We start from the raw sequence: 21,388 nt of genomic DNA on the forward strand, positions 1-21,388 counted from the left end.
AGCTCTTCTAAGAGGAGATCTAGAAGGTGTCATAGCAGATCTAGGGTGTGGAACCGGTAGAATAAGTCTCGCAGCAGGATTAGCTGGTGGTAGCAGGATTCTCTGTATAGACATCTCATGTGATGATCTTAAAACAGCGTGGGATGTGTTCAAGAAATTTAACATTGATGATGCTATAGATATAATATGTTGGGATCTTATGAAAGACCTAGAGTTGAAAGTAGATACTGTTATTATGAACCCACCTTTTGGAGTTTATAGAAGAGGTTATGACATGATCTTTCTAGAGAGAGCTTGGAGTATTGCTAGAAGATCTATATATAGCATTCATAAGTATAACAAGAGATCTCTAGAGCTAATCGCTAGAAGAGCTCTCAACAGAGGTTTTGATACAATGATCTTAGATATTCTAGATATAGAGATTCCCGCAATTTTTCATACACATAGAAGAAGAATCTACAGGTTTAAAGTAGCTGTCATCTATATGAAGAGGAGGTATTCATAGTAGCATACTCATAAAGCTTATCTCTTAAAGACATTATCTCTTCAGAGATCTTTTTAACTCTGCTTAGAATACTCTCAAGATCTGGAGGTGCCTCCTCACCTATAAACTTCTTGATCTTCGTGTACGCAGATTCTCTATACTTAGTCTCCATCCTTCTCACCTCACCTCCTGATCTTATTAAGACATTCTTTTCTCTGATACTCTCACCTATCACCTCAATTCTAACTCCAATACTTCTTCCGAATTCTATTATCTCATCTGCATGTTCTCTCCTGACAGCCATTACTATGCTATCTAGAGACACTCCCAGAGGATCTATTTGATGTTTTTCCAGCATCATTCTAATACTAGGATCTATAAGATCTATTATTCTATCATATTCTACTATAAATCCAACTCCTGCAGTCTTTGATATTTCATTCAGATCACCTCTTAAACCTCCGTTAGTTACATCAAACATAGAATCTATGAGATCTATTTTATCAGAGCTTACTATACTTTTCAGAAGCCTTAGAGTTCTGAAGTTAATTGTTTTCAAAGCGATCTCATACTCTCCGGAGAATATAGCTGTAGTTGCAATAGTACCACCACCAGATCCCTCGCTCATTAAAAGTACATGTCCAGGTTCTATTTGCTTCCTTGATTTAGGTCTTCTATAACTCTCTCCAACAGCGAAGACAGTTCCTACAATTCTTCTTCCAATAACCATGTCTCCACCCATTCTAAGAGTAGATCCTCCAAGTATTGGAGCTTCAAGAAATCTAGATACCGCGGCAACCCCTGCCTCTAGTTCGAGCAGATATGATATGTCTCCATCATCTGATATTCTCAGATCTAGTAGAAAACCTCTTACAACACCACCTTTAACCATTACATCTCTAGCTGCAGCTCTAGCAGCGTGAAATCCTGCTAGCAGGGGGAAGTAAGCTAATCTACTATGGATCCCATCAACAGCTGTTATAATCCATTTATCCCCGCTCTTGAACCAGCCTGCGTCATCAAGATCTCCTGAAGATCCCTCTACACTGACGCTGTTAAATCCTGCGAGAAGTCTGTGAAAGAAGAAATCTCCGAAACCTCTTGAACCCACACCCATTAATCCTGCTGATACACCTGATTCCTTAGAACAAAAGAAATCTCTGGAAGAACCTTCACAAGATTTTAGACTGTTTAAGACTTCCTCAAGAATTATCTCTGCAATCTTTTCAGAAGCTGATCTGGGTATTCTCTTGTAGAAGAGCATCTCCTCGCAGAGTTTATTAATTATCTCTTTGCGTTCTACTCCTCTCTCGAGCATTATTCTTACGATACCTTCTAAATCACTCATTAGAACCCCATATAGATGATTATACCTACACTTATTATTTAAAAGAAAGTCTTGTCACAGCCTTTGATTAGATATGAAGTCTAAAGCATTTCTAGGTGAGGAGCTTACAAGATCTATAGCCATGATCATTATAAGAAGAGTAGCTGGGTTCAAAGAAGAAGATCTGATTTTAAAAGATTCTTCAGAACGCAGTAGAGAGATTATAAAAATCATTATAGACAGGATCTCTGAAACCATAATCATTAGAACTTCCAACGGTATCTACTGTAGACTCTGCGGTAGAGGACCTCTCAGTAGAAGAGGTGTCTATCTTCATATGAGAAGAGTTCATCTAGATGATATTATAAGGATTATTAATGAAGAGTATGATAGTATTGTTAGAACATACTGAGATCATCTGATTCCTTAGATCTTTATTAGCTGAGAGATCATGATTTCACATGAAAAAGAATTTCATCTCTCTCGATCATATGTATTCATACACGAGATCTTCTAACCTCTGAAACTCACTAGATCTCCTGTCTCTAGGTCTGGGTATGTCTATGTTCAAGATCTTTGAAATCCTACCCGGTCTTGGTGTGAATATAACAACACGATCGCTTAATAGAAGAGCTTCATCCACGTTATGAGTTACCAATATAATAGATCTTACAGATGTCGCACCCGAGAGCCATATATCCATGATCTCAGATCTAAGGTTCTCAGCAGTTAGAGGATCCAAGTGGGAGAAGGGTTCATCTAGTAGAAGTATCGTAGGTTCAACAGCTAGAGCTCTTGCAATGTTAACCCTCTGTCTCATACCACCACTCAGCTCATGAGGATAGAAGTTTTCGAATTCTAGTAATCCTACTAAACTTAGGTATTTCCTCGCTGTCTCATATGCTTCTTCTCTTCTCATACCATTAGCTCTTAGCGGTAGTGCAACGTTATCAAGTACTGTCATCCACGGTAGCAGTGTTGGGAATTGAAATACGAATCCTATCTTTATATCCTTATGATGATATATGATCTCTCCTGAGTCATATTTTTCAATTCCTGCAATTATCTTCAGAAGAGTGGTTTTCCCAGATCCTGAAGGTCCTATTATACTTGTAAAGTCTTCGCATATATCTAGAGAGATGTTTTCTAAAACCTTGATCTCCCTATCCTTCTCTTTATAATTCTTGCTGATATTTCTAAGGCTCATTAGAACAGGTTTCATTACTACTCCACAGGAAATCTTCTTGAGAGACTCTTAAAAATCTGTCTCCAGAAAATCTTGTTTATAAATATGATCGTTAGAGATAGTATAAGTACGAGTATTATAAGCTCTCCTATATCGCCTCTTTCAGAAGCTTTAACCATGAGAGCTCCTATTCCTCCAAGATCTATATTCATATTCTCCGTTGAGAAGTATTCTGCTGCAATGGTTGAATTCCACGCTCCACCCCATGAGCTAAGCATGCCTGAAGAGATTGATGGTATTAGCATAGGTATGAATATAGATCTGATGAAGTATACTCTTTTGATTCTATACACATCAGCCAGATCTATGAAGTCTCTTCTTAAGCTGGAGAGTCCGAAGATCAGTATACTGAAGAAAGAGTACCAGAGAGATCCCTGTAGGAATACTACTAGAGATACAGTGTATGCTCCATACACACTCTTCTCCGCGAGTGATGATAGAATAGGCCACCACAGTATTGCAGGTATTGATGCTAGAACTTCTCCTGATAGAACTATATACCTCGAAACATGTCTCATAGATCTATATGAGAAGTATGCTAAGAAGAGCGAGATAATGAGTGAGAGGAATAGCACGCCTAAGACTCTGCCTAGACTGAGTAGAAGATTGAAGATCACATCTTCAGGACTTATATTTGGCAGGATTATAACACCACCTATACTCATGCTATAATATCTTTCTCTCCATAGGAAGAAGAGAACGATAGATAATATTATCATTGCTAGTGTTATTCTGTGTGTTCTGATGAAAATATAGGGTGTATTTGATGAGATTCTTTCTAGAGATCTCATAATACTAATGTTAGATGTTTCCATAAGTGATACCACATGATCATATGCTTGAACAAAGAATCTTCTCACATACCTGTATATTATGTTAACAGATATAACTCCTGCAAAACCTGCTTCTTCAGACATAGGATTCCATAAGAATATGTAGGTAGATACGATGGCTATGAGGAGAACTCCTATGGCCAGATACATTCTCATTAGATCTCCTGCTTCAAAGGCGTTCACAATATAAGATCCTATTCCTAGAACTTTGATCTCAGTGGTGCCGGCAGTAATAATCTCTGCAGATGTTATGAAGAACCATCCACCAGCCCATGATATAGTGCTATTTGCGGCTATAGCTTTGATAGATGCAGGTATGTAGATCCTGAAAAAAGTTGTTGCGGGGCTGAACCTATATACTCTAACAAGGTCATATATTGAAGGATCGAGACTTTTTATAGAGGAGTACACGCCGAAGATCATGTTCCATATCATGCTTGTCACTATAAGAAATATTATGGCTAGCTCCACACCTAGGAAACCTGGTAGAGTTCTTATAAGAAGTAATAATGCTATGGGGAAGAAACCTAGTATAGGTATTGATTGTAGCACGTCTAAGACTGGTAGTAGGAGTGATTCTATGTATTTGTTTCTAGCCATTGCAACACCTATTAGAACTGATAGTATTAGAGAGAGTATGTATGCAGAGAACATTCTTATCATGCTATAGAGTAATGCTATGAGAAGCTCTATCATCGGCACACCTCATATCTTTCACTATTTCCATGCTAGGAGCTTTTGCAAATCTTAAAAGTTTAAATTTACCGAGGTATATTTTTATGAGGACAGGTGGTATAATCGAGTGTTGTCTGGAAATATACGTCCTAGGAGGATTCTGATACCACCAGATGTAACACCTGATCATGTTCTAGGCCTTGCAGAGGTTTTATACAGTTTAGGAGGTAGTATAGATCCGATGTATGTAGGTGATGCTATTGGAGAGAATATAAGAATACTTCCTCATGCGATAGATCTTGCGGAGGCACTCGATATAATAAGGCATAGCGGGGGAGTTATAACTCTAACCGAGTTTGGCAAGAGTATTGTGAGAGGTAATAATAAGGTTGTTAGAAGACTCTTAAGAGAGACAGCTCTAAGACTAGAACCTCTTAGAGAGATTGTTAGAAGACTTAAGAATAGAGGTTCTATACCCGTTGAAGAATATGATGAGATCATTAGAGAGAACTATCCTAGCGAGGATCATGAGAGAGCGTTTAAGAATATTCTTATCTGGGGTGCTTTTCTAAAGATCTTTAGAATGAATGAGGAGGACAGCTCTCTAATACCTATAGATATAGATATAAAAGATCTTTAAAGGGATCATCTCTCTACAGGACCTATAACTTCTCTCCCTACCAATCTATTGATTCTCTCTACATACTCGTCAACCTGCTTCTGGATCAGTTCTATAGCTTTTCTATCTAGATGTCTGAATCTACCCTGGATCATCAGATACTCTTCAACAGGTTTTCTTCTGGGAACAGGTGTTGTAACCCTCACAACACCATTTTCATACTCTAGATTAATCCAGACTCCTGTCTGTACAGCAAGTCTTGAAACTCTTATAGTATCATCATCATTAATCCTCCATCCAGGAGTGCATGGTGAGAATGCGTGTATAAGTTTAGGACCTCTAATAGATAGCGCCTTAAGAATCTTCTCATATAAATCTGTTATATAAGCTGGGTTGATAGTAGCATAATAGGGTATATTATGAGCCATGGCTACTAACAGTAGATCCTTTCTAATCTTATATCTCCACTCGCCATAAGGCCAGTTCTTACCCGGAGGCGTTGTAGTAGTCCACGCTCCGAAAGGTGTTGAACCACTTCTCTGAATACCTGTGTTCATGTAGGCTTCATTATCATAGACTAGATAGAGGACATCATGACCTCTCTCCAGCATTCCTGATAATGCTTGAAACCCTATATCGAAGGTTCCTCCATCTCCTGCTACCGCTACTACTCTAACCTCCTTCTCAGAGTCTACGATCCCTTTTCTCTTCAAAACTTTATAAGCAGCCTCAATACCGCTAGCCACTGCTGCGGCGTTCTCAAATGCAACATGAATCCATGGAACACCCCATGAGGATTCTGGGTAGTATGTTGTTGAAACCTCTACACATCCTGTAGCATGAGATATTATACCTCTACCTCCTAAGGCTTTAGCTAGATGTCTCATTATAATTCCCGCACCACATCCAGGACAGAGTCTATGTCCGCTATAGAAGTACTCCTGCCTAGGAATATCCCATATTCTTATAGGCATTCACCACCTCACCCCCACAAATACAGGTTTTTTAGGAGGTTCTTCAATTCTCTTGCTAATCCTCCAGAGATTTCTTACTATGTAGAGAGCATCTTCTAGTTTAACAACTCTACCACCTATACCATATATGTATGAGATAACCCTTGTACTTGATCCTTCTATATTTAATGAGGTCATCACATCACTAGCTAGATAGCTTCCGCTAGGAGTTCCCATGTATATAGCCTTATCAGCTACTCCTACATAGCTGTATTGTGATAGTATCTTATGGATCTCATGAGGAAATGGTCTTAGAAGTCTTATTGTCATTAGACCGACTTTAATACCTTCATCTCTAGCTGCTCTAACAGCTTTTAAAAATGTTCCAGTGTGAGCTCCTAGAACAATTAGTAGTGTGTCTGAGTCATCTACATAGTAAGTCTGGTAAGGTTCGTAGTATCTTCCGAAATAACTTCTAAATTCTTCTGCAACTTCTGCGAAAGCTTTATATGCTCTCTCAAGAGCTTCATATAATTGAACTCTGAACTCGTAGTACCACTCAGGATCTCCTAAGGCTCCTATAGTGATAGGTTTCTCAGGATCTAATGTATATTTTCTCTTAACCTTAGGAGCGAAAGATCTGATCTTGTCTCTATCTTCTAACTCTACAGGTTCTATGGTATGGCTCTGTATAAAGCCGTCTAGAACAACCATAACAGGAAGACTTATATCAGGTCTCTCGCTCAGTTTATAAGCTGCTATAGTGAGATCATATGCCTCCTGATTATTAGTTGTGACAATCTGAATCCAACCTGTGTCATTTGAAGCCATTAGATCCGAGTGATCATTCCATATATTTATAGGTGCTGAAAGACTTCGAGCTACAAGAGCCATGACTATAGGCATTCTCAAACCTGATGCTATGAATAGTAGTTCATACATTAGAACAAGTCCTTGACTAGATGTAGCTGTAAAAACTCTGGCTCCAGAAGCTGAAGCTCCTATAGCAGCGCTAAGAGCGCTATGTTCTGACTCAACATGAATATATTCTGCGTCTAGCTCTCCATTTGCAATGAATTCTGCAAGCTTCTCCACGATAGCTGTCTGAGGTGTTATAGGATATGATGATATAACATCTACATCTAAATCTCTGACAGCGTACGCTACGGAATGATTCCCGCTCAAAGGCTCGATCTTTTTGCCGTTCAAATCTTGCCCACCTCAGGAATCATTTTTATAGCTTTTACAGGGCATTCTGCAGCACATATGCCGCAACCCTTACAATAGTCATAGTTAACCACATAGGTTAGATTATACTTTTTCCCATTCTTCTCATAGGGTTGATCCAGTTCTAATATAGCTGCATCAGGACAGTAGACCCAGCATATCCTACATCTAATACATCTATCCTGATCTATAACAGGTCTCATAACCCTCCATGACCCTGTTTTATTGATGAGAGATGTTGGCGGATTAACTATGACAGCTCCTGGAACTAGATCTCTTACTCCTACTTTCATCTCACTATCACCATTTTCTCATAACCTTTTCTCACAGCTTCAACATTTAATCTCGCCAGGTTTTCTGGAAACTTATGATATATTGCTTTCTCAACATCCTCTAAAGAGATCTTTGTAAAGATTCTTAGAAGAGATCCTATGACAACGGTATTAACTATAGCTCTCTTAAATATCTCTAGTGCTATGCTTGTCGCATCAACTTTTGCAATCCTGAGATCCTTTCTTTCCACGAGATCTTCTAGTTTCTCAGGTTCTACAGGAGTATTAACCAGAACCCACCCTCCCTTCTTAACATCACTATAAGGCGGGGGTGTTATCCTTGTTAGAAGACCTTCATCTAAAACCACTACCTGATCAGGTGCTTCAATAGGATTCCTCTCATATATAGGCTCTGAATCATCAAACCTGAAATAAGCTTTAACAGGAGCACCTCTCCTCTCAGCACCAAACTCAGGAAATGCTTGAGAGTAATAGCCTCTTATAATACTCGCATAAGCTAGGATCTCAGCAGCTGTAACAGCTCCCTGTCCTCCTCTACCGTGAAAACGGATCTCATACCTCAAGAAGTACCCCGGATATTATCATTACGAGTATAGTTAATAAACTTGAAATCAGAACAAATCATGGATCTCTTAGTTGAAATGATTTCAATATGATTTATAGGATAAATATGCTGTATAACGATCCTAGGTCTTTGACATTAATAATCCCTCACCATATACTAGAATTGGATGACAAATGCTTAATCCTTACGAGATTCGAAAAGATTTTCCAATACTTACTAGAACTATTAATAATAATCCTCTCATATACTTTGATAATAACGCGACAACACTTAAACCGGTTCAAGTTATAAATAAGGTGAGAGAAGTTTATGAGAAGTATTATGCGAATATTCACAGAGGCGTTCATACCCTAAGTATTGAAGCTACAGAGATCTTCGAAGACTCTCTCGGAAAAATTGCTAGATTTATTAACGCAGACCTCGAAGAGATAGTTCCTGTCTACAATGCTTCACAAGGTCTCAACATGGCAGCCTTGATCATATCTCTAAGATATTTAAATGAAGGAGATGAAGTTATCATAAGCATTCAGGAGCATCACAGTAATATGCTTCCTTGGAGAACCCTCTCAAAATTCAAAAGATTTAAGATAAGATATATGTACCCCAATGAGGAAGGTATTCTCACCAGAGAATCTCTTGAGAAGGCTATTACGAAGAATACTAGAGTAGTAGCATTCACACACGTATCTAATGTTTCGGGAGCTATCAACGAGGCTGAAGATATAATAAGACTAGCCAGGAGAGAGGGAGCTATAACAGTTCTCGACATAGCGCAAAGCATACCACATATGGAGATAGATATAAGAAAACTAAACCCAGATTTCGCAGCCTTTAGCGGTCACAAGATGCTAGGCCCCGCAGGAACTGGAGGACTTTACATAAGAAAGGAACTAGCTGAGGAGTTAGAACCTGTACTAGCAGGAGGAGATACTATAATAGATGTCACACTTGATGAGATCTCATGGGCTAGACCTCCTTGGAGATTTCATCCGGGGACTCCTAATATAGAAGGCTTCATAGGATTAGGTGAGGCTGTAGAATATCTTAGGAGGATAGGTATGAATAACATAAGATCTCATGAAGAGGATCTCATAAGATATACTATGGAAAGAGTTGAAGAAGAAGGTCTTCTAAAATGGATTGATATAATGATTCCTAGAGATTTTAAGAAAAAGACCGGCACCTTTACATTTAGATCAAGCGTATCAAGCCCGAACGTTATAGGAGCCTACCTAGATTTTCACGGAATTGCCGTGAGAACAGGAAAACACTGCGCCCATCCACTACACTACTATTATGGGTGGAATGATGGTAGTGTTAGAGCGAGCTATTACATATACAATACTAGGGAAGAAATAGATAAAATGATTCTTGTTCTCAGAGATTTCTTCTTGAAAAAGATCTAAAAAGTTTCTAGTAAGCGATCAAAGGCGATTTGTTAGACAATTTGCCAGCTCGATCTCTATCTTTTAATTTATAAATCTCCTACAACTACAACCTTTAGATCTCGTCAAGATGATAACTGGTATTAATATTGAGAATCAGATGTTTTCATTGAAAGATTTTAAGTTCTTCTAATAAACTTCTCTCCATTACACGGAGGTTTAGAAGGATCTTCAATTCTTTTCACTAGAACTGTGCAATAGCTCGTGTTCTCATCATAAAGTATACAATCACTACAGGCTATAACCTCTGCTTTAGAAGGTTTCACACGTGCTTCCTCAATGATCTCCCCTCCTATTATAGGAACTGCTTTAGCTACTTCTTCAATCTTCGCAACAGGTGTGGCAGGTTTGATCTCTGTCTGAGAAGGTGTGGGTTCTGGCGTTATTTCTCTCCTAGGTGTAAGAACTCTTCTAGCGAGATCTATGTAATCTCTAAAGACTTCTTCAGAGATTCTTAGCACATTTATATCAGTATATTTGGATCTAAGACTTCTAATAAATCTAGTATCTAGACCAGGGATCTCTGGACTGAAAAGTGGTGCAAGTCTATCTATCACTTTTATATAGAATTCTACTAATGTATTCCTCTCATCTATTTTATATATATCATATCTGAGAAGAAGATTCCCATCCTGAGATCTATATATTATAGAGTTTCCTTCTCTCTCAAGTTTAACAGGTATTTTCAGACCCGTGAGAAATCCTACTTTTAAATTTATAAACCATGTATTGCTCTCACTACCTCTGGAGATTCCCGTGATCCTACTTCTCTCAATTTCTACAGATTGATTATTAAGATCGCTGAGAAATTCTATTAGTTTCTCTAGCGGCAGTCCTACTCTATAGTAGTATCTAACTTCAACCATTGTAACACCATTAACTTTCTATATAATTAATTCCGCATTCAAAATATATATTTTATATCTAAAGCCATGTCTTTTAATGCTGAGAAAATTAGAGTCATGAACGTGATCCCATGTACTCGGTTATTTCTTTAACTCTTACTATAAGAAGATTCGTTCTAGCAGGAGAAGGTTTTTGAGAACATACTAGATTACCTATGTCATCAACATAATAGTATTTACATGATCTCTCTCTATCAGGTGGCGGTGATGAGATGTAAATATAAGCTCCATCACCTAGAGGCACGATAGTGAAACATTCTTCGGAGCTGCATAAAACCGTGACCAGAGATACTATACCAGTAGCTCTAGAGATCATGTAGAAAGCCATGTCATCAAATGTTTCTAAAATGATCTTCATAACACCATACTTCCTGCTTATATTCTCCATAATTAATCACTCACAATACACTTATTCTTCATAAGATAAAAACTATGAGAATCTTTCCCGACATTGTAGGTAGAAACTCGTAAAAGCATGCAGAAGCTCTTCTAGGATGGATACTCTCTACTCATAAAAACTCTAGAACTAATCGATTCTTAGCAAGAGCAATGGTAGGTATAGCAAGAAGTAGTTCACATAATAGATTTTCTTGGGCTAAAACAGCTTAAAACTCTGAAAAACTATGACATTCGAGCATGTTCTCGCTCTTCTAGGATTACAGAGATTGAACTAGATCAATGCTGGGTTCAAGGATTCGTTGTTCAAAGCTCTTTAAAAAGATCGGATCGAGAATTTAACCTCCTGATATTATAAGCGGAGGTGGAGTGTATCCCTCAGGTGTTCTGGGCACTACAAATAGAGAAAGCCAGAGGAGTGACACCACGATCTCTGCTGTAGCTATTATGATCGCATACTTCACCCAGTACGAGAAAGAGAGGTGTTTCCCACGTCTTTCCATGATACCTATCGCAACTATATTGGCAGTAGATCCTATGGGTGTATAGTTTCCAGCCATAGTTCCTGAGAAGAGTAATGCCCAGAAGTATGGAAACACATTCCAGCCCTGTATCTCTTGTATCGAGAATATAACAGGTATTAGAACTGATATTGCAAGCACATTATCTAGAAATGCTGTGAGAACACCCTGAACTGTGAATACTGAGAGGAGAGTTCCCATATATGATGAGTTCAAAGCTTCACCTACGAGAGAACCTAATGCTATAGTGTATTCACCGAGCTTAGTGCTGGCACCAGTGTATTTTAATGTTCCAATTGTCGAGAATAGCAACATGAAGAACACAAGAGTCCACCAATCAACTCTATGAGTTATTATATCTCTTGCTCTTCTCCTCTCTATTAGAAGAGCTATCGAAGACCATAGCATGGGTGTGGCTATGAGAAGAATATTCTTCATGGATCCAGGACTTAACCCCAGGATCTTCTCAAGTAATTCTTCTAGTGGATGGTGTAGTGCCAGCATTCCTATGGTTCCCAAGAAAAGGATCCAATTTATCTTCTGCATTCCTCTGATCTCCTCCCTTATTTCAATTTTCATTCCTTCAAGCCTGAATCTTCTATCCATATCTGCTACATAGGATTTCCAGAGGAATAGAGAGAGAACTATGGTTACAGCCAGCGCCATGATAGCATTAGGAGTAGACCAGTGTATAAAGTCTGTGAATGTAAACCCTCCCCTTAGAGCAACTATAACTCCTATAGGGTTGCCTACAACCGTTGCACTACTACCTACATTAGTTGTGAATACTGAGGCTATGACGAAAGGCGTTGGATCTATTTTTAATCTATCACTTATCTTAAGTATGAACATTGTTATAAAAACTATCGATGTGACTTCATCGACGAGAGCCGCCATTAGAAATGCCAGAGCTAGAACTATTATATAGAGATACACACCAGATCGAATTCTACTACCTATGGCATCAAGAAGATAATCGAAGAAATGCCTCTCTTCAAGAGTTCCTATTATAGTCATCATACCTATTAGAAATACTATTACATCAAGCTGAGCGAAGACTATGAAATGCTGCAGATCTAGAAGTCCTAAGATAAAGAGTATCGAGATACCTAGCAGAGCGAAGGCAAGTCTGAACTGCCAGTAGAGTAGTGTTGCTGTTATGAATAGCATTAGAATTCCGAAAGAAACAGTCTGCCTAGGATCAAATCCTCCGTAATAAGCTAGTGTAGAGAGTAGTAGAGGTATTAGCACTACCAAGGCAGGTCTAACACTTCTCAATCAAATCCCTGCCACAGTATATGTAGCTGGGGTATATATATAAAATGAGAGTCAGCTACCAGAATAAAGTTCAGCGCGTGAGAGTAGCAGGAACTTCTGAGATCGTCATTTTAGGAATTTTTATTTTTCCTTATACCTCATTCTATTCTATAGAGATCGGCAGATCCGATCTTTAGAAGAAATAAGAATACCAGAGAAGATCTCTATCAATCCACCTCCGAACTCGAATAACCTCTAGAGAAGTAGTGGACCGGCCGGGATTTGAACCCGGGACCTCTCGGATGCCAACCGAGCGCTCTTCCAGTCTGAGCTACCGGCCCACCAATAATAACCATTAGCCAGCCACATTAAAAGCTTTACAGCCGGTATCTTGATCTTTTAGACTAGCAAGGGTTCAAGAAGAAGATAGAATAGATCCACTAAAAATAAGGTATACATATAATAATGAAGAAGAATACACCAACAATGTAAATCTATGCGAATACCGAAACAGCTACGTTAGGCATATTATTGAGGAAACATATTTTAGAAGGTTTCTACATATTTTTATTTGAATGATGTAGAGTCATGCCCTCTGAATATGTGATGAGCTTCTGGGGTAGCTGATATGATTCATAAGAGAGATCTACGCTTCTAGCAGTCTCCTAATTAGTTTTGATTCCTTTTCTGAATATTATTGAAAGTAGTTCGAGGAGTTGTTCGGCATAGTTGCCTCTGGTTTCATAATGATTCATATTGTTTACTATTCGCTTCTATACGATGATCAATGCATGTATATCTCATTCATGGTTTCATGAATTGCCTTCAATATTCTATGTTTGAGTTGGCTTATAGAGAGCCTTGACAAGGTTTTAAATGTCTTCAGATGAGAGAAGTTCTCCCGAGATATTCAAGGTTTTAGGATCATGTTTTCTAGAATGCCCTTAACTTCTCCAAGCCCTATGAAAACCCGAGCAGAATGCAGGGGATCAGAGGCGGGATAATGAAATCAATCAAATCATTCAATATAGGCCTTTATAAGAGCTGAACCCGGTCTGTGTGAATTATAACAGGGTTGAATTTCAGGCTGGGGCTTTGGAGATGAGAGTATAGATCATGAGAATTATTATTATGATTAGCGATGATAGTAGGGGTGGTAGGAAGTTCAAGTTAAACTCTTCTGAAATCTGTAGTAACCATGATGAGAGAGGTGCTCCTATTCCTACTCCTAACAGGTATGATGCTCCCAGAGCTGCTGAAGATCTTCCTCTAAATCTGTAGGGTGTTTCTGTAGCTATTCTCGAGGTAGTGGGGAGAAGAAGAGCTAGTGAGAATCCAAATATTACTGAGCTTATATACCTCGCCAGAGTTTCAAGATTGAGTAATAGTATTAATGATGAGATGATTATCGAGAAGAGACCTAGAATCAAAGCTTTAAAAGATCTTTGGAGATCTTCTAGGAAGTATCTTGTAACTCCTAGTATTATAGGTATCGATACCAATGTAGCTATTGCACTCCACATAGCTATCTCTCCCGCCGCAACTTCTTTCGGAATGTTGTAGAGAGCTAGAAGTCTGCTGGACATGCTTCCAACAACGGATCCTATCATCATATATAGTGTGAATGCTGAGAGATATGAGAACAGAAGTAATGGTATTGAAGGTCCTGAGATCTTTTCTTCAACAGAATCTGAAGGGATCCTCGGATGTGTGCGAGCTTGAAATATATTAAGACTATAGCTGGAGTAAAGCCCTAGAAGCATTAGAAAGAGAACGAATAAAAATACTGAGTGGAATCCCAGCCATACTACTAGAACTCTTGTCACAATATTTCCAACAAGAATAGGTGTAGCAGCTACAGCCCAGTATGTTGAAAATCTAAATCCAAATCTCTCGTGAATCACATCTCTGAATAGAGCTAAAGATGATGGGAATATAGATGCGTCAAAAAATCCGTGAAGAAGTCTTATCACGAGAAGTTGTGCAGGATCTCTTGCGAGGAGATATAGAGAGACAACTATTATATCAGCTGTGTAGAACGCTAGAAGAACTCTTGCTCTAGGAAGATAATCCAAGAGAAATCCTACTACAGGATATGATAGTAGTGCAGCTATAGAATAAGCTCCTGCTATTAATCCCGCAATCTCAGCACTAGCTCCAACAGTTCTCGCGTATGATGATATTACAGGAGCTATAGTAGAATGATCTATTAATGATATGAATACCAATATATAGAGGTATGGAAGAGGAGATCTCTTCTTAGAAAGATCTGATCTTTTCACGAACATCACCTTAACAGCTCAGCATAGAACCTTTATAAGAAAGATTAACCCCAGTATACTCACTTCGGTTAATAAACTAGAAAAACTATCTTACTTCACTGAAAAAGATCTTAAGCCCTATAAGAGTATTTCAGATCACATGAACGCAAGATCTACTCCAAAGATCTTCTTAATAAGCATTCTAATAGTAGTAAGCCTCTGAATCTCGCCTGTACCCTCGTAGATCTCTGTCACAAGAGCGTCTCTAAGATATCTAGAGACACCGTACTCCTCATCAAGACCAACACCACCATGTATCTTTATCGAGTTAAGTGCAAGCTGTTCGGCAACTTCTGTAGCATACATCTTAGCTATGGATGATGCGAATATGAACTCCTCCTCACCTGCTGTAGCTTTCGAGGCAGCCCAGTATGTGAGAAGTCTTGCGGTGACAAGCTTTCCAAGCATTTCAGCTAGTTTGAATCCTATGCCTTGGAAACTTATTATAGGTCTTTCAAAAGCCTGTCTCTGCAGAGAATAGTTTAATGCTCTTTCAAAAGCTCCTTGAGCAAGTCCTACCGCTTGAGCTGCGACAGAGATTCTTGCATAGTCGTACGTTGTCACAAGGATTTTGAAACCTTCATCAATATTTCCCAATACATTCTCCTCTGGTACGAATACGTTATCTAGAATCACTTCGTATGGCTGCTCGCCTCTTATCCCCATTACGTTAAATCTCTGACCTATCCTAAGTCCTTTAAAGTCTCTCTCAACAATGAATGTTGTTATACCCTTCCATCTCTCTCTCCTGCTAGGAGGTGGAGAGGTTCTTGCTGATACCAGTATATAATCTGCTCTTCCAGCTCCTGTTATGAATATCTTTCTGCCGTTAAGAATCCATCCACCACTAGTTTTCTCAGCCCTGGTCTGTATCCCTGCTACATCACTTCCAGCTCCAGGTTCTGTGTTAGCATGAGCTGCGAATTTCTCTCCGGAAGCTATTGGAGGAAGATATTTCTTCTTCTGATCCTCTCTTCCGAAGAGCATTAGAGGTATAGTGAACAAACCAGAGACACCTATAGATGCTGCGAATGCTAGGGATGCTCTTGCAAGCTCTTCTTGAAGGACTACGATCTCAAGCATGGAACCTCCCTGACCTCCATACTCTATAGGAATTCCAATACCTGTGAAACCTGCTCTTGCAGCTTCTCTTAGAAGATCTTCAGGGATTTCTCCTGTTCTTTCGATCTCAGCTACTCTTGGCATGAGCTTTGATTCTACAAACTCTCTAACACTTTTTCTGAATATCTCAAGGTCTTGAGGAAGATCTATTTTAAAATCTGTTATAGAATTAAAAGGAAACATTTAAATCCCCTAATACTATAGGCTTGAAAGCTTATAATACTAACAAGATTTAGATGTTCACTAACTGGAAGTCTTTGGAGCTTCTCCACTTTCTTTCTCAAGCTTCTTAAGCTCTTCCTCGATCTCTTTTTCAATCTCTTCAATAGGTTTAGGAGGAGGTGCTGTAGCCAGTGTGTATCCTATCCAGGCTAACACACCGAAAACCACCAGTACACCTATGAAAAGAGTTATCTTAATAACAAGATCGCTGAAAGGACTCATGAGCAGATAGCCGTAGACGAGCACAGCTACAATAGATCCCGCTAGAAGAACAAGACCTAGCAACTGATCTCTGCTCATGATAGACCCTTTATAACTTTCTTTCCTAAGGAATATATATAATTTACCTCATAGTACAATCTTATGAAATCCTAAACAACGGTATTAGGCTTTTAAAGCATGATCTCTATATAGCAGGGTAAAAAATCCTTAGGCCGGCACTCGCTAGCAAGGAGGTTTACCATGATCGCTTACTCTATATGTTTCTATACAATACGTTAAATACGTTGAAGAGATTATTATCAATCATAATCCATCCTGATATAACTATGTAATTACTTGAAGAAGCGACATTGCTCGGTATATCTATTCTAATGAGTATCTGTCCTAGAGGTGCTGGCGGTAGTGGGATCATACATGTATTTAATGTGATCCCTTTAATAACATCTGCTAGGGATATCCATGAGGTATCCGACTTGATGTATACTTTTGAGAGATTTAAACCTGCGAATATATACTGAGAAGAGCATTGATTGAATTTAATGATAGCTGGAGTCGAAGGCAGGTTCTGAGGATCTATAGGATCTGAATAGCTGATGTTAATGGACTTGCTTATCATTATATTCCCCGCGCCTAAGAACCATATCATATTAGGTTCTCTCAGCTCCATAGATGTTGTTTCAACACTGATGAAAGGCCTTATACCTGTGACCGAGAGAGCTCCTACCCTTATAATTCTAAGGTAGATAGTAATGCTACCATCAGAGTTCTTGCTGAAGGCCTCGATACCAGGTTGGAAATCAAATCTAGCGGTATCAGCGATCTCTATTGTGCGGTTTCTACTCAGACTCTCGCTAACCCATAGATTTGCCAAGTAGAAGAGTGCTAATCCTAATGATATGGTTATAGCTGTCAGCAGAACTGCTGAGATGATCTCTGAAACACTTTTCTCTAGAGATCTTTTAAACTTTCTAATCATATTATCTATCTATTATTCTTCTAGGTAGAATAAAAGGTTTTCCGGAAAACCCTATGAGATCAATGAGTTTATTTTAGCATGTATACGCCTCTATTTATTAGCTTTACAAGGTATAATACAACTGATGAGAGTTTGTGTAACATATTTAGAGACAGAACCAGTATTCATGCATATCCTGTATCTACCCGAGTTTGAGGAATGTTTTAATGAAGGTTTAGAGTCATGCAATACTTCAAATCAGATATTAGAGGCTGATCTTTATGAGAAGATCTAGAGAAGATTCTAGGGGTGGAGAAAATAAGAATTTCTCTCTAGAAGAATCGAGAAGAGATTACTTGAAGAGAGCTAGACAGAATAATGCTGTTACTGAGAGTATTGCAATGACAATATTATTTTTAATAGTATTATCTATAATGATCCCTGTTCTCCTGCTGTATATGCAGAGAGGTTCTACGACCACAGGTTCTGTAGATCTATATCTCGAGGAGATGTACAGAAGAGATCTTGAGATGGCGGATGTTTACGTGAGTATGAGAAAGGGTGAGATATCAGGATACTATCTTAATAACGCAGGTTCTGTGGAATTATATCTTACAACAGCTTGGATCTATATAAATAACACGTTCAAACCCTTCACAGTAGGTATAAAACTTATGCCTGGAGACTCTCTAGATCTAGGTGTTCTAGCCAGAAACATATCAGATTATACGGGGGTAAGTATATCTCCTCTAGATATATATGCCTTAGTAACATCTAGAGGTAAGATCATACCGATAGCACAGAGGATCTATGATTACATATTCTCGAAACCTGTAGCTATCATAGGCTATGGTGAGAGCGTGATCAGAATCATGCCAAGCAATGATAATACGCTACTGGATAAAAACCTCACCAATCTAATAAATCAGGGAAGAATTGAAACCTTATACTCAAGTACTGTTTCAGCACCACCTTCTGGGACGCAATGTAATAAGAAGGCAAATCCATATGTAGGGTATATAAGCATTTATTCAAATCCTCTTCTTCTGTTAAAAGATCGTGACTTAGTGATCTTAAGTCTAGCTAACAAGCAGAGTGGCTGTATCCTCATATCTCTATATAATATCTCGAGGGTGATAAATCCGCAAGATGTGTTCCTACTTCTCAAACTTGTTATAGTAGCTAATCTAACTAGAGATAGAGGAGATCCTGGGATCACCTATGTTAATGTGAGTGTAGGGTTTTATAATAGGAGTGTATCTCAGTTCTATTCAAATGCTACTGCTTCTGCAGCTATTAATATGAGTTCTCCGAACATGATCTATCCGTGGCAGGTCTTCTTAAAACTAGATCATAGATTTCTCACGGTAGATCTAATGAGGGAGTATTTAAGTCTTGATATTTATATACTGCTCTATAGAGAAGGCGCTAACGAGTATAACTACATAGTAGGCGTGGAGTACATAATATTTCAGGGGATGATCGTGTATGGCTAGAATTAGTAGAAGTCTTGGAAGAGGGTTATCAGGGCTTGCGGTATCGCTTATAATACTACTTCTAGTGGTATTATTCTTATCCTCATATCTCATTAGTTTCTCTAGCAATACGAGATCTGAGCTCTTATCAAGATCTATACTTCAAGAATACTTATTCGAGGCATCCTCAGAAAGCGTAAGACTAGATATGTATGCAAACATTAGTGGAGGTAGTATAAGCTCTACATATGTGCTTAGAAACACAGGTAGCATACCAATAACCATAGTAAGAATATGGGTTAATCAATCAGGTTCTATCAAAATCTATAGCATTTACAAGTCTATACAACCCGGAGACTTTATAGATCTAAATACGTTGGCATCAGATCTAGGGCTTCAGAGCCCGGGATATATATTGTTCATGGTAACCGCGAGAGGGAGTATAATACCTGTTTCAGAAGAGTATATGAGATTATCCTCATACAATCTCACCGGAGTAAACCAGCCGGGAGCTCAGCCTACTCCTGCTAGCAACCCTATAACTCTGACAACCTCTAATCTATCTCTGCTAGTTAGTGCTAATAGGATTGATGCTTATTTTAAGAGAGCTACAGATGTTCGGTGCAATCTAGTAGGCCAGCCTCGTGTAGATATGCTGGATCCTATACTGGCTCCCTACGAAGCTCTAATGATCTGGATAAGCGATCAAGACGACTATTCTATAAGACTTAGCAACGGACAGTCTGCATGTAATAGATATGTGATAAGAGAGCTGGTAGCATACGCTTCACAAGGAGGTGTGACCAGTAACAATATGTATATAAGTACTCTAGTAGGAATATACGCTAGACGTAGCTCAACTGTTTCATCAGATGACAGAGTTAGTGTTAGTGTATTTTTAAGCCTCATTGATCGAGGGAGTGGTTCTGTGATCGCACAATCCTCTCAGACCATTGTATACATACTCTATAGCGCGTTTTCCGCATATCACTTCAGGATCCCGGTTTTTGTTAAACTGGACGATAGGTTTTTAGATCCAAATTATCTTAATGGGAGATATTTCGATCTTGAGATATCAGTCTATCTCAATCTATACGCATCAGGAGGAAACAGCTACACCTTCAAGGTCGGCGTTGTCAACATAACATTTCTCGGGGCTGATTTAAGGCTATGAGAAGAAGTAGAAAGGCTTTATCAAATATCATAGCGATAGTCATAGGCTTAATGATAATGGTAGTCATATTAATACCCATGCTAGAGTTCTATCTAGGAGAAGTCTCGAGAGTCACATACTCTAGCTCCATATATGATAGCTATATAAGATATAGGGATTCGGAGAATCCGGTCTTCGAATTCGAGATTCTAGATACTCCAATATTTAATCTCTCTAATAAAGGTATGATCCCTATTAAGATAGTTAGAGTCTTGGTCCTGGATAGTAGTGGAGAGATCATACCGATATCATTAGACATAGAACTAGGTCCTGGACAGAGTATTGATGTAGCACAGCTAGCATACAGTATATCACAGATTATAGGGTCTGATGTCACACCGGATCGGATCATAGCTTTTGTAACGGCTCGAGGAAATATAGTTCCTATAAGAAATAACATTATAAATCTCAACATCATTAGAACAATATATGTTTCTGAGGCACCTGATTTCAAGCCAGATAGATCTCTTTTCTACTGGAATTTCAGCAGCGTGATTGCTCAAGGAAGAATTGGAGGTTGGTATAGTAAGAACTCATCATCATGCTCAGTTAGTGGAAGTCCTTATCTAGGCTATCTATATGTGGATGGGAGAAGACTTTATCCTACGCAGATTCTATTTATAAATGAGAGTCAGAGATCATATGTATGGTTTTCATTTTATAATGGAACTGCCTGTCTGAGATACTTATTCAAATCCTTGTTATCTTTAGATCCTAATGTAAGTACTGTGAGAATATACTATCGTTTTATAGGATATCTCAGCACGAGTATGTATAGCACCTTATCCTATGACATGTACAATGTCAACATCTCTATGCAGATCTCTGGTGTGGAAGGTATTGTAGGTGCGGGGTATCAGGTTGTCACTATACCTCTCAAAGGCGACAGTGTTTACAGTCTACTCTTAGTATCAGCTTTTACAGGATATATCGATGTGCCTGTCTCAAGTTATAATCCTAACAGTAAATATGATCTGATCATAACTCTTCAGATAACTCAGAATACTGGGAGAATTATAAGCTCTGTGATAGGGCTGGACTATCTGGTGTTTCAAGGAGCTAAACCTGGCTAGACTGATTTAAAAAGGTTTAAAAAGATCTTTTTAATGTAG

The 21,388-nt window shown here is 38.7% G+C and carries 21 protein-coding genes and 1 tRNA gene; 7 read left to right on the forward strand and 15 right to left on the reverse strand.

The genetic code is table 11. The features are described from left to right. On the forward strand, nt 1-505 hold a 505-nt coding region (locus tag QXS89_01660), incomplete at its 5' end, for a methyltransferase (GenBank protein ID MEM3830891.1). On the opposite strand, the gene QXS89_01665 is transcribed toward QXS89_01660, so the two are convergent. Beyond that, on the reverse strand, nt 477-1,832 hold the full coding sequence (locus QXS89_01665) for an AIR synthase-related protein (protein MEM3830892.1): 1,356 nt from the start codon (nt 1,830-1,832) through the stop codon (nt 477-479). The genes QXS89_01660 and QXS89_01665 overlap by 29 nt on opposite strands. A gap of 73 nt (nt 1,833-1,905) precedes the next feature. Between QXS89_01665 and QXS89_01670 the strand changes: the two genes are divergently transcribed. After that, nucleotides 1,906-2,223, forward strand: a complete 318-nt coding sequence (locus tag QXS89_01670; protein MEM3830893.1) for a hypothetical protein — start codon at nt 1,906-1,908, stop codon at nt 2,221-2,223. 75 nt (nt 2,224-2,298) lie between these two features. Here QXS89_01670 and QXS89_01675 read toward each other — a convergent pair whose 3' ends face one another. Together QXS89_01675 and QXS89_01680 are read right to left on the reverse strand one after the other, a co-directional pair. After that, nucleotides 2,299-3,033: an ABC transporter ATP-binding protein gene (locus QXS89_01675; protein MEM3830894.1), complete on the reverse strand. Its 735-nt coding sequence runs from the start codon at nt 3,031-3,033 to the stop codon at nt 2,299-2,301. Between the two features lie 2 nt (nt 3,034-3,035). After that, nucleotides 3,036-4,586 carry an ABC transporter permease subunit gene (locus QXS89_01680; GenBank protein ID MEM3830895.1) on the reverse strand — a complete coding sequence of 517 codons (1,551 nt, stop codon included), beginning with the start codon at nt 4,584-4,586 and terminating at the stop codon, nt 3,036-3,038. A gap of 109 nt (nt 4,587-4,695) precedes the next feature. Between QXS89_01680 and QXS89_01685 the strand changes: the two genes are divergently transcribed. Then, the gene (locus QXS89_01685) at nt 4,696-5,205 is read left to right on the forward strand and encodes an AAA-associated domain-containing protein (GenBank protein MEM3830896.1); all 510 of its coding nucleotides are present in this window, start codon (nt 4,696-4,698) and stop codon (nt 5,203-5,205) included. Between the two features lie 5 nt (nt 5,206-5,210). Here QXS89_01685 and QXS89_01690 read toward each other — a convergent pair whose 3' ends face one another. From QXS89_01690 to QXS89_01705, 4 genes are read right to left on the reverse strand one after another with little or no spacing between them, the layout of a single operon-like run. Continuing rightward, nucleotides 5,211-6,158 (reverse strand): thiamine pyrophosphate-dependent enzyme, encoded by a 948-nt coding sequence (locus tag QXS89_01690; GenBank protein ID MEM3830897.1) that lies wholly within the window; start codon nt 6,156-6,158, stop codon nt 5,211-5,213. Continuing rightward, on the reverse strand, nt 6,159-7,346 hold the full coding sequence (locus QXS89_01695; GenBank protein ID MEM3830898.1) for a pyruvate ferredoxin oxidoreductase: 1,188 nt from the start codon (nt 7,344-7,346) through the stop codon (nt 6,159-6,161). Beyond that, on the reverse strand, nt 7,343-7,657 hold the full coding sequence (locus QXS89_01700; GenBank protein ID MEM3830899.1) for a 4Fe-4S binding protein: 315 nt from the start codon (nt 7,655-7,657) through the stop codon (nt 7,343-7,345). Before QXS89_01700 ends, QXS89_01695 begins: the two co-directional genes overlap by 4 nt. Then, nucleotides 7,654-8,220: a 2-oxoacid:acceptor oxidoreductase family protein gene (locus QXS89_01705; protein ID MEM3830900.1), complete on the reverse strand. Its 567-nt coding sequence runs from the start codon at nt 8,218-8,220 to the stop codon at nt 7,654-7,656. The genes QXS89_01700 and QXS89_01705 overlap by 4 nt, the downstream gene beginning before the upstream one ends. Nucleotides 8,221-8,395: 175 nt before the next feature. On the opposite strand from QXS89_01705, the gene QXS89_01710 reads away from it, so the two are divergent. Further along, the gene (locus tag QXS89_01710; protein MEM3830901.1) at nt 8,396-9,628 is read left to right on the forward strand and encodes an aminotransferase class V-fold PLP-dependent enzyme; all 1,233 of its coding nucleotides are present in this window, start codon (nt 8,396-8,398) and stop codon (nt 9,626-9,628) included. A gap of 158 nt (nt 9,629-9,786) precedes the next feature. Here the strand turns inward: QXS89_01710 and QXS89_01715 are convergent, their stop codons facing one another. The 8 genes from QXS89_01715 to QXS89_01750 form a co-directional block, all read right to left on the reverse strand. After that, entirely contained in the window at nt 9,787-10,533 is a 747-nt protein-coding gene (locus tag QXS89_01715; GenBank protein MEM3830902.1) for a hypothetical protein, read from the reverse strand. A 94-nt stretch (nt 10,534-10,627) separates the two neighbouring features. Next, nucleotides 10,628-10,960, reverse strand: coding sequence for a hypothetical protein (locus QXS89_01720; protein MEM3830903.1), 333 nt, complete (start codon nt 10,958-10,960; stop codon nt 10,628-10,630). 346 nt (nt 10,961-11,306) lie between these two features. After that, entirely contained in the window at nt 11,307-12,767 is a 1,461-nt protein-coding gene (locus QXS89_01725; protein MEM3830904.1) for an SLC13 family permease, read from the reverse strand. Between the two features lie 246 nt (nt 12,768-13,013). Next, nucleotides 13,014-13,087 (reverse strand) — tRNA-Ala (locus QXS89_01730). 741 nt (nt 13,088-13,828) lie between these two features. Further along, nucleotides 13,829-15,028, reverse strand: coding sequence for an MFS transporter (locus QXS89_01735; protein ID MEM3830905.1), 1,200 nt, complete (start codon nt 15,026-15,028; stop codon nt 13,829-13,831). 135 nt (nt 15,029-15,163) lie between these two features. Continuing rightward, nucleotides 15,164-16,372, reverse strand: a complete 1,209-nt coding sequence (locus QXS89_01740) for an acyl-CoA dehydrogenase family protein (GenBank protein MEM3830906.1) — start codon at nt 16,370-16,372, stop codon at nt 15,164-15,166. A gap of 60 nt (nt 16,373-16,432) precedes the next feature. Next, nucleotides 16,433-16,711: a transcriptional regulator gene (locus QXS89_01745; GenBank protein MEM3830907.1), complete on the reverse strand. Its 279-nt coding sequence runs from the start codon at nt 16,709-16,711 to the stop codon at nt 16,433-16,435. Between the two features lie 175 nt (nt 16,712-16,886). Continuing rightward, nucleotides 16,887-17,609 (reverse strand): archaellin/type IV pilin N-terminal domain-containing protein, encoded by a 723-nt coding sequence (locus QXS89_01750; protein MEM3830908.1) that lies wholly within the window; start codon nt 17,607-17,609, stop codon nt 16,887-16,889. A gap of 260 nt (nt 17,610-17,869) precedes the next feature. On the opposite strand from QXS89_01750, the gene QXS89_01755 reads away from it, so the two are divergent. Genes QXS89_01755 through QXS89_01765 form a run of 3 tightly spaced genes read left to right on the forward strand, consistent with a single transcriptional unit; the run spans nt 17,870 to nt 21,349 of the window. Then, nucleotides 17,870-19,084: a hypothetical protein gene (locus tag QXS89_01755; GenBank protein ID MEM3830909.1), complete on the forward strand. Its 1,215-nt coding sequence runs from the start codon at nt 17,870-17,872 to the stop codon at nt 19,082-19,084. Further along, nucleotides 19,077-20,237: a hypothetical protein gene (locus QXS89_01760; protein ID MEM3830910.1), complete on the forward strand. Its 1,161-nt coding sequence runs from the start codon at nt 19,077-19,079 to the stop codon at nt 20,235-20,237. The genes QXS89_01755 and QXS89_01760 overlap by 8 nt, the downstream gene beginning before the upstream one ends. Continuing rightward, nucleotides 20,234-21,349 carry a hypothetical protein gene (locus QXS89_01765; protein MEM3830911.1) on the forward strand — a complete coding sequence of 372 codons (1,116 nt, stop codon included), beginning with the start codon at nt 20,234-20,236 and terminating at the stop codon, nt 21,347-21,349. The genes QXS89_01760 and QXS89_01765 overlap by 4 nt, the downstream gene beginning before the upstream one ends. Nucleotides 21,350-21,388: the final 39 nt, after the last annotated feature.

Source organism: Sulfolobales archaeon (assembly GCA_038881635.1).
Classification (GTDB): Archaea; Thermoproteota; Thermoprotei_A; order Sulfolobales; family AG1; genus WYEN01.

Bases quoted from the DNA above. Each gene is read 5' to 3' on its own strand.
- QXS89_01665 (MEM3830892.1), bottom strand. From the start codon at position 1,832: ATGAGTGATTTAGAAGGTATCGTAAGAATAATGCTCGAGAGAGGAGTA.
- QXS89_01670 (MEM3830893.1), top strand. From the start codon at position 1,906: ATGAAGTCTAAAGCATTTCTAGGTGAGGAGCTTACAAGATCTATAGCC.
- QXS89_01675 (MEM3830894.1), bottom strand. From the start codon at position 3,033: ATGAAACCTGTTCTAATGAGCCTTAGAAATATCAGCAAGAATTATAAA.
- QXS89_01680 (MEM3830895.1), bottom strand. From the start codon at position 4,586: ATGATAGAGCTTCTCATAGCATTACTCTATAGCATGATAAGAATGTTC.
- QXS89_01690 (MEM3830897.1), bottom strand. From the start codon at position 6,158: ATGCCTATAAGAATATGGGATATTCCTAGGCAGGAGTACTTCTATAGC.
- QXS89_01700 (MEM3830899.1), bottom strand. From the start codon at position 7,657: ATGAAAGTAGGAGTAAGAGATCTAGTTCCAGGAGCTGTCATAGTTAAT.
- QXS89_01710 (MEM3830901.1), top strand. From the start codon at position 8,396: ATGCTTAATCCTTACGAGATTCGAAAAGATTTTCCAATACTTACTAGA.
- QXS89_01715 (MEM3830902.1), bottom strand. From the start codon at position 10,533: ATGGTTGAAGTTAGATACTACTATAGAGTAGGACTGCCGCTAGAGAAA.
- QXS89_01720 (MEM3830903.1), bottom strand. From the start codon at position 10,960: ATGGAGAATATAAGCAGGAAGTATGGTGTTATGAAGATCATTTTAGAA.
- QXS89_01740 (MEM3830906.1), bottom strand. From the start codon at position 16,372: ATGTTTCCTTTTAATTCTATAACAGATTTTAAAATAGATCTTCCTCAA.
- QXS89_01745 (MEM3830907.1), bottom strand. From the start codon at position 16,711: ATGAGCAGAGATCAGTTGCTAGGTCTTGTTCTTCTAGCGGGATCTATT.
- QXS89_01750 (MEM3830908.1), bottom strand. From the start codon at position 17,609: ATGATTAGAAAGTTTAAAAGATCTCTAGAGAAAAGTGTTTCAGAGATC.
- QXS89_01755 (MEM3830909.1), top strand. From the start codon at position 17,870: ATGAGAAGATCTAGAGAAGATTCTAGGGGTGGAGAAAATAAGAATTTC.
- QXS89_01760 (MEM3830910.1), top strand. From the start codon at position 19,077: ATGGCTAGAATTAGTAGAAGTCTTGGAAGAGGGTTATCAGGGCTTGCG.
- QXS89_01765 (MEM3830911.1), top strand. From the start codon at position 20,234: ATGAGAAGAAGTAGAAAGGCTTTATCAAATATCATAGCGATAGTCATA.